The following is an 8,187-nucleotide window of genomic DNA, read 5'->3' on the forward strand; positions in this document are numbered from 1 at the left end:
GGACCAGCGGGCCCGCCCGCCGCCGGGATCGTTCGCCCCCCCCCTCCGGCCCCCGCCGGGCGCGCACAACGGGGGGGGTTCCCGGCCCAGTCCCCCGGCCCGGGTGGCCGGCTCGTCGTGCCCGGGCACGACCCGCGTACCCGTGAACGGGTTGTAACGCTCGTCCATATCGCCGACAGTACTCATCCGGACCTGCCTTCTGCGGTTGGCGCCGCCGATCAGAATGTCTCGTTGAGTGCCTTGATCGGCATCTGGAGTTCACCGAGCAGGTCGAGGTCCTGTTCGGCCGGGCGGCCCAGGGTGGTCAGATAGTTGCCGACGATCACCGCGTTGATTCCGCCCAGGATGCCCTGGCGGGCGCCGAGATCGCCGAGGGTGATCTCGCGGCCGCCGGCGAAGCGCAGGATGGTCCGGGGCAACGCGAGCCGGAAGGCGGCCACGGCACGCAGTGCGTCCGCGGCGGGCAGGACCTCGAGGTCGCCGAACGGTGTGCCCGGGCGGGGATTGAGGAAGTTCAGCGGTACCTCGTCGGGTTCGAGCGCGGCCAGGTCGGCGGCGAATTCGGCGCGTTGTTCGAGCGTTTCGCCCATGCCCAGGATTCCGCCGCAGCACACTTCCATTCCCGCCGCCCGCACCATCCGCAAGGTGTCCCAGCGTTCTTCCCAGGTGTGTGTCGTGACCACGTTCGGGAAGTGGGAGCGGGCGGTTTCCAGGTTGTGGTTGTAGCGGTGTACGCCCATCGCGGCCAGCCGGTCGACCTGATCCTGGGTGAGCATTCCGAGCGAACAGGCGACCTGGATGTCCACTTCGTTGCGAATGGCCTCGACGCCCGCGGCGACCTGTGCCATCAGCCGTTCGTCGGGGCCGCGGACGGCGGCGACGATGCAGAATTCGGTGGCGCCGGTCTTCGCGGTCTGTTTCGCCGCTTCGACCAGACTCGGGATATCGAGCCAGGCCGCACGGACCGGGGAAGCGAACAGGCCCGACTGCGAGCAGAAATGGCAGTCTTCCGGGCAGCCGCCGGTCTTGAGGCTGATGATGCCCTCGACCTCCACCTCCGGACCACACCATTTCATCCGGACCTGGTGCGCGAGCTCCAGCAGCTGCTCGAGCTGGTCGTCATCCAGCCGCAGCACGGCCAGGGTCTGCTCCCGGGACAGCCCGATACCGCGCTCGAGCACCTGCTCCCGGGCGACGGTCAGCACATCGCCTGCGGATATCTCGGTGGTGACAGGGGCCTGGGTCACTGGCGAATCCCTTCCTCGGGAGGTGTCCGGCGACGGACCGGCACACCGGACTTGAACAGCGTTCAGGACAGGGTAGCGGCAAAGATTGAACACCGTTCAGGCTGGGGTAGCGTCAGGGGCGCATCGAAGCCACCGGGAGGACGGACTGTGCAGCTACACCGAGACGATGTCGTGGACGGAGCCCTCACCATCCTCGACCAGTACGGACTCGCCGACCTCACCATGCGCCGGCTCGCGGGTTCACTGCGCGTCCAGCCCGGCGCGCTGTACTGGCACTTCCCGAACAAACAGGCGCTGCTCGGCGCCGTCGCCGACCGCATCCTGGCCCCGATGGAACAGCCCGTCGGGGCGGGCGACTGGTCCGGCGCGCTGACCGAACTCGCGCATCGGCTACGCAACTGCCTGCTCACCTACCGCGACGGCGCGGAACTCGTCTCCGCCACCTACGCCTCGCGCCTCACCACCAGCAAGGGCCGCGAACGTATGGCCGGTGCGGTGATCCGCGCCGGTATGCCCCGCGAACAGGCCGAACTCGCCGCCTACACCCTGCTCTACTACGTACTCGGCCACACCGTCGACGAACAGTCCCGGATGCAGATGGATTCGGCCGGGGCGCTAACCACCTCCGGGCCGGACTCCCCCGAGCTCGCAGAGGGTCCGGATCCCACCGCCCGATTCGACTTCGGCCTGCAACTGTTCACTGCCGGTATCCGGCACCAGTTGGGCGCGCAGATCCGCTGAGCCGAACCCGCCCGACCCCCGTGGAACCACTCAGCATGCGCTCACCACCTCGCGCGTGGATCGAGGCAACGACCACATCGTCAACGGCCGCAAATGGCGGATCAGCGGCGCCATGGACCCCCGGCGCGCACGCACGAGCCGTCTCGCGGATACGCCATTCCGCCCTGCCGCTCCCGCCGAGTGTGCGATACCCATCCAGGCCGCCGGGGACCCGCCGCCGCGACGCCGAGGCCGAACCGGATCGACCCCTGGAATGCCTGCGACGGCGTCGAAATCGCAGTATCGAGAGCGGAGGCGTTCGGCCGCGGTAGTTCGTGCACTCCGGTGCGGACATCCCGCCGAGCAGGCAGCATACGGGACCGGTAGCAACCTTGAACGGTGTTCAAGTATGGTGCCTGACGTGACCTCCGACCCACTGGCCTGGCTCGACGACCACGCGGCGGCCCGCGTGACCGCCGGATTGCGGCGGCACCTACGCCCCCGCACCGCGGATTCACCGGCACTCGACCTCGCCTCCAACGACTACCTCGGCCTCACCCGGCACCCGGAAGTCCGCGCCGGAGCCGTCGAGGCGGTCCGCCGCTGGGGTGCCGGGTCGACCGGCTCGCGGCTGGTCACCGGTACCACCACCGACCACGAGCTCCTCGAAGCCGAACTGTCCGAGTTCACGGGATTCCCGGCCGCCCTGGTTTTCGCTTCCGGTTACGCCGCCAATCTCGGCGCGGTGACAGCGCTGGCGGGCCGGGATTCACTGATCGTCTCCGACGCCGGTTGCCATGCCTCCCTGGTCGATGCCTGCCGGCTCTCCCGGGCCCGGGTGGCGATCGCACCGCACCGGGACACCGCAGCGGTCGCCCGGTTGCTGGCCGACCGCACCGAGGAGCGCGCCCTGGTACTCACCGATTCGGTGTTCAGCGCCGACGGCGATCTGGCGCCGCTGGCCGAACTGCACCGCGTGACCCGGGACCACAACGCGCTCCTGTTGGTCGACGAAGCGCACGGTCTCGGGGTGCGCGGCCCGGGTGGGCGAGGGCTGTGCCGGGAGACCGGACTGGCGGGCGAACCCGATGTGATCGTCACCGTGACCCTGTCCAAGGCCCTGGCCGCTCAGGGTGGTGCGGTATTGGGCGACGAGCGGGTGCGCGCGCATCTGATCGACACCGCCCGCACCATGATCTTCGATACCGGACTGGCGCCCGCCGCAGTCGGCGCCGCCCGCGCGGCGCTGCGGATTCTGCGCGGCGACCCCGCGCTCGCGCCGCGAGTACTCGATCGCGCCGCCGATATCGCCCGGATCGCCGCGGTATCCGCGCCGGATTCGGCGGTCGTCCCGATCATCCTCGGCGATCCGCAGATCGCTCACGACGCCGCCCTCGCCTGCCGCGAACACGGCGTGGAGGTGGGCTGTTTCCGGCCGCCGGCGGTGCCCGAGGGAACTTCGCGGCTGCGCCTGACCGCCCGCGCCGATCTGACTCCCGCCGATCTCGGCACCCTGGCGGAGGTGTTGAGCCCGGTACTGGCACACGCACGTAACGTCCCGGCGGTGCCCGTATGACTCTCCTGTTCGTCACCGGCACCTCCACCGAGGTCGGTAAAACCGTCACCACCGCCGCCCTGGCCGCCACCGCCCACGCCGCCGGCCGCACCGTCGCGGTCTGCAAACCGGCACAAACCGGTGTCGCGGCCACGGAACCCGGCGACCTCGCCGCGATCACCGCGCTCTCCGGGGTGACCCGGACGCTCGAACTGGCCCGCTACCCCGACCCGCTCGCCCCCGATACCGCGGCCCGCCGATGCGATGCCGCGCTGCTCACCCTCGCCGAAACCGCCACCGCCATAGCGGCTCTCGATTCCGCGGACCTGACGCTGGTCGAAGGCGCCGGTGGCCTGCTGGTGCGGCTGGGCGAGTTCACCCTCCTGGACCTCGCCCGCGAACTCGCAGCACCGGTACTGGTGGTCACCGCGCCCGGCCTCGGCACGCTCAACCACAGCGAACTCACCACCCGTGCCCTGGCGCAGAACGATGTGCGGTGCGCCGGCCTGGTGGTGGGGTCCTGGCCGCAACACCCCGACCTGGCCACCCGGACCAATCGCACCGACCTGCCGCGGGTCACCGGCACCGAAATAGTCGGCGCCGTCCCCGAGGGGGCAGGCGCGTGGTCGCCATCGCGTTTCCGGGCGGCCGCGCCCGGCTGGTTCACCCGCACATGGGCGCAGCACTACCTCGCGGTCCCCGCGGACGATCACGAGTTCCGGCCGGAGCCGAGCACGACCACTGCTTAGAGTTCGGGTATGGCCACGACCAGGTCCCCGCGGGAGTCACCGAACTACGCACCCGACCCCGCCGACGCCGCGACCGCGCCCCTGTGGCGGGCGGTCCAGGCGTTCCGGCTGGTCACGCTGCTGTACGCGGTGGGACAGCAGATCGCGTCGGTGCAGTACTACGAAAATCAGTTGCTGAGCTGGTTCTTCATCGCGCTCATGGTGATCTGGTCCGGTATCTCCGCCCTGCTCCTCACCCACCGGCACACTTCCGGTACCGCACGGACCCGCTCACTTGTGGTTGCGGGCGACCATCTCGTAGTCCTCGGATTGATCGCGGCCACTCCCCTGGTCGCCGACTACGACTGGTACCACGGACATCAGCCGCTGCCCACCACCATGTGGTCGGCGAACGCGGTCATCTCCGCCGCCATCCTGCGCGGCCCGCTCGCCGGGGTCGCGTCGGGCCTGGTCATCGCGGCCACGATCATCACCATGCGACAGCAGTGGGGCGAGGATGTGTGGGCCGATGCGACGGCGCCCGTTCTGGTGTCGGTGGGCTTGGCGCTGGGCCTGGCCGCGAATACCGCCCGCCGCGCCCAGGAACAGTTGCAGCAGGCGGTGCGACTCACCGCCGCCACCGAGGAACGGGAACGGCTGGCCCGCCAGGTACACGACGGCGTACTGCAGATACTTTCCTATATCAGCCGGCGTGGTAACGAAATAGGCGGTCCGGCACTGGAACTGGCGGACCGGGCCGCCGAGCAGGAGGTCGCGTTGCGGCGGCTCATCTCCGAACAGGCCACCCATTCGGCCGCCGGCGACACCACCGTCGACCTGCGCCCGCAGTTGACAGCGCACAGCACACCGCGGGTGGTGGTCTCCACCCCGGGCGAACCTGTCCTGGTCGGCCGCTGGACGGCCCAGGAGATCACCGCCGCGGTCGCCGCCGCCCTGACGAATGTCGAACTGCACGCGGGACCCGATGCCCGCGCCTACGTCCTGCTGGAGGACACCGGTGTCGACCTGGTAGTCAGCGTCCGCGACGACGGCGTCGGCATTCCACCGGGGCGGCTGGCCGAGGCCGAGAGCGAGGGCCGGATGGGAGTATCCCGCTCGATATCCGGCCGGATCGCCGCCCTCGGCGGTACCGCCGAACTGCTCACCGCGGATATCGTCGGCGAAGGTACGGAATGGGAATTCCACATCCCGCGTGGAGCCCGCGAGTCGCCGCGTCTGTGAGTTCGAACTCCCGGAAGTCCGGGAGCAACCGTGCACACAACACGGACGGGCCCCGTCGTCCGCAACACTCAGACGGAACCGGCTCGAGTTTCTTCGCCGACGAGCGTCAGAAAGAAGTCCCGGATATCGGCGGCGAGCAGCTCCGGCACCTCCATCGCGGCGAAATGACCACCGCGATCGAATTCCGACCAGTGCCGAATATCGAATATCCGCTCGGCCAGCGGCCGCACCGATTGTGTGATGTCGTGAGCGAAAACCGCCACGCCCACCGGTACCGGGCACGGCGAGTGCCCCCGCGATGTCTCGCGGTGTAGCCGGGCCGAGGACGCCGCGGTGCCGGTCAGCCAGTACAGCGAGATATCGGTGAGCATCCGATCGTCGCCGATCGGTGTCCGCGGATCGGTCCAGTGGGCGAAACGTTCCGCGATCCAGGCCAGCTGGCCGACCGGCGAGTCGGTCAGCGCGTAGCCGACGGTCTGCGGGGTGAGGGCCTGAAGCGCCTGGTACGGGGGTCGATTCGCGATCAGCTGCCGGATCTTGTCGAGCCGGGCCTCGTCGGTTTCGGACAGTTCGAGGCCGGCCTCCGGGTCGGGCCGGGTCGGCAGGTAGTTGACGTGCACGCCGACAACATTTCCGGACGCCACCGCGCCGAGCGCCGTCGAGATACCCGACCCGAAGTCGCCGCCCTGCGCACCGTAGCGCTCGTACCCGAGCCGGCGCATCAGCTCGGCCCAGGCCCGCGCGACCCGGCCGGTATCCCAGCCGCGCTCGTGTGTCGGCCCGGAGAAGCCGTACCCCGGGATCGAAGGGATCACGAGATGGAAATCGCGGGACAGCGGTTCGATCACGTCGAGGAATTCCAGGAACGAGCCGGGCCAGCCGTGGGTGAGGATCAACGCGAGCGCATCGGGGTTCCCGGACCGGACATGGACGAAATGAATGTTCTGACCGTCTATCTCGGTGGTGAAATGCGGTAGTTCGTTGAGCTGGGCTTCGTGCGCACGCCAGTCGTATCCGGTGCGCCAGTATTCGGCTAGTTCTTGTAGCCGCCCCAACGGGAAGCCGTAATCCCATCCGGCGTCGGCGACCTCGTTCGGCCACCGGGTGCGGGCGAGCCGATCTGCCAGATCGTCGAGATCGGCCTGGGGGATATCGATACGGAACGGTTCGATCATGGTTCTCACTCCAGCGGACTCGGCACCAATTAATTGGTGGATCCAATATTGGCTACACCAACATAACACCGTTTGTTGGTGAAGCCAACGATTGATGTCCCCACCGGCTGCCCGGTCTCGCAGAACCGGAGACGCAGCGCACTCACAACCCGCCCACCGAAAGCGAGCGGCCGTGAGCACCGCCTTCCACGGCGTCCAGATAAACCTGCGCGACCTCGGCAACCGGGGTGCCGGAGCGGGGTCCGCGCCCAGACGCAGGAGGGTTTCGCGCACCCAGCCGGGACTGACCGCATTGAGGCGCACGCCACGCGGCATCTCGGCCGCCGCCGCATGAACGAACGCGTCCAAGCCCGCGTTGACCAGGTAGCCGAGTGCGCTTCCCGGAACGGGCTCGGCGAACCGGCCACTGGTGAGGGTCACAGATCCGCCGTCCCGCACATGAGCGAGCGCCCGCCGGAGCAAATTCACCTGTCCGATGAGTTTTCCGTCGAGACCGCGCCAGAATTCCTGGTCCGACCGCGCATTCAGTGGTGACATGCCGCCGCTCGCGGCACAACACACCACCGCATCCACCTGTCCGACCTCCGCGAACATCGCGTCGATCGTCGCGGGATCCGCCATGTCCACCCGAACCGGACCACGACGTGCGGCACACACGACCTCATGGCGCACCGCCAGGCCGTCGAACCGGGCTCACCCGACGAGGCCGCCCTCCGGCTCCTCACCGACCTGACGGCCGAAACGACACCGGCGTCTGTCGGATCGGGCCGGACCACCTCGTAGAGCGGTTCGGACCGACCGCTGCTGCGGTTCCGAGAATTTTCGCGGACAGCGATGAGTCCTCCGAGGGTGGTCCGTCTTATCGGTTGAACGCGCTACCAACCCGGCGCGACCGACCAGAAGGACCAGAAATGACCACCGCCGACCCCACCGCCACCGTTGTCACCGACCGTCCCGGCAAGATCCGCAACCGCGTCCTGTGGACCCTGCAGATCGTGCTCGGCCTGTTCTTCATCATCGCTTCCGGCGGGCCGAAGCTCGTGATGCCGAACGCGTTGACCGACAACGCGCCCGAGAATCTGACCATCCCCTTCGCGCTGCTCATCTTCATCGGAGTCGTCGAGGTCGCGGGCGGTATCGGCCTGATGGTGCCGCGGCTGTCCGCCCTCGCCGCCGCGGGCCTGACCGTCCTCACCGTGCTCGCCGCCGGGACCCAGGCTTTCATCGCCGACAAGCCCTCGATGGCGATCTTCCCGCTGGCGCTCGCCGCGATCTTCGCCTGGATCGCCTACGAACGCCGCGCCACCGTCGCCGATCTGCGCAACTCGCTGTCGCGATGACGAATCCCTGAGCACGATCGGCGATCGGTGGCCGCACCGATCGCCGATCGTGCGTTTCCGGATCGATAGCCCGTCGGGTTGGCGGAGATCGATCCAGCCGTAATTGGGGTTGTCGGCGCCCCCCCCCGCCCCCCCCCACCGAGAACACAACAGATAGGAGTAGTAATAAGGAGCAGGAGG

Annotated in this window: 8 protein-coding genes and 1 pseudogene; 5 read left to right on the forward strand and 4 right to left on the reverse strand. The window is 68.8% G+C overall.

Annotation, left to right across the window (positions count from 1 at the left end):
• Both QH195_RS17055 and bioB read right to left on the reverse strand, forming a co-directional pair.
• Positions 1–186 (reverse strand): hypothetical protein (locus QH195_RS17055; protein WP_280436121.1); only part of this gene is annotated, 186 nt, incomplete at its 3' end.
• Positions 187–218: 32 nt separating this feature from the next.
• Positions 219–1,247, reverse strand: coding sequence for a biotin synthase BioB (gene bioB, locus QH195_RS17060; RefSeq protein ID WP_280436122.1), 1,029 nt, complete (start codon positions 1,245–1,247; stop codon positions 219–221).
• A gap of 147 nt (positions 1,248–1,394) precedes the next feature.
• Here bioB and QH195_RS17065 point away from each other — a divergent pair, with 147 nt between their 5' ends.
• From QH195_RS17065 to macS, 4 genes are all read left to right on the forward strand, one after another.
• Entirely contained in the window at positions 1,395–1,988 is a 594-nt protein-coding gene (locus QH195_RS17065) for a TetR/AcrR family transcriptional regulator C-terminal domain-containing protein (protein WP_280426035.1), read from the forward strand.
• Between the two features lie 400 nt (positions 1,989–2,388).
• Positions 2,389–3,543 carry an 8-amino-7-oxononanoate synthase gene (locus QH195_RS17070; protein WP_432278375.1) on the forward strand — a complete coding sequence of 385 codons (1,155 nt, stop codon included), beginning with the start codon at positions 2,389–2,391 and terminating at the stop codon, positions 3,541–3,543.
• Positions 3,540–4,271, forward strand: coding sequence for a dethiobiotin synthase (gene bioD / locus QH195_RS17075; protein WP_280436124.1), 732 nt, complete (start codon positions 3,540–3,542; stop codon positions 4,269–4,271). Before QH195_RS17070 ends, bioD begins: the two co-directional genes overlap by 4 nt.
• A gap of 9 nt (positions 4,272–4,280) precedes the next feature.
• The gene (macS, locus tag QH195_RS17080) at positions 4,281–5,492 is read left to right on the forward strand and encodes a MacS family sensor histidine kinase (protein WP_280436125.1); all 1,212 of its coding nucleotides are present in this window, start codon (positions 4,281–4,283) and stop codon (positions 5,490–5,492) included.
• Between the two features lie 68 nt (positions 5,493–5,560).
• Here the strand turns inward: macS and QH195_RS17085 are convergent, their stop codons facing one another.
• Positions 5,561–6,667 carry an epoxide hydrolase family protein gene (locus QH195_RS17085; protein WP_280436127.1) on the reverse strand — a complete coding sequence of 369 codons (1,107 nt, stop codon included), beginning with the start codon at positions 6,665–6,667 and terminating at the stop codon, positions 5,561–5,563.
• A 273-nt stretch (positions 6,668–6,940) separates the two neighbouring features.
• Positions 6,941–7,288, reverse strand: a pseudogene (locus QH195_RS17090) (SDR family oxidoreductase); the annotation flags it as partial.
• Positions 7,289–7,578: 290 nt separating this feature from the next.
• On the opposite strand from QH195_RS17090, the gene QH195_RS17095 reads away from it, so the two are divergent.
• Positions 7,579–8,007, forward strand: coding sequence for a DoxX family protein (locus QH195_RS17095; RefSeq protein WP_280436126.1), 429 nt, complete (start codon positions 7,579–7,581; stop codon positions 8,005–8,007).
• The last annotated feature ends 180 nt before the right edge of the window (positions 8,008–8,187 follow it).

Source organism: Nocardia carnea (assembly GCF_029868855.1).
GTDB classification, from domain to species: domain Bacteria; phylum Actinomycetota; class Actinomycetes; order Mycobacteriales; family Mycobacteriaceae; genus Nocardia; species Nocardia carnea_A.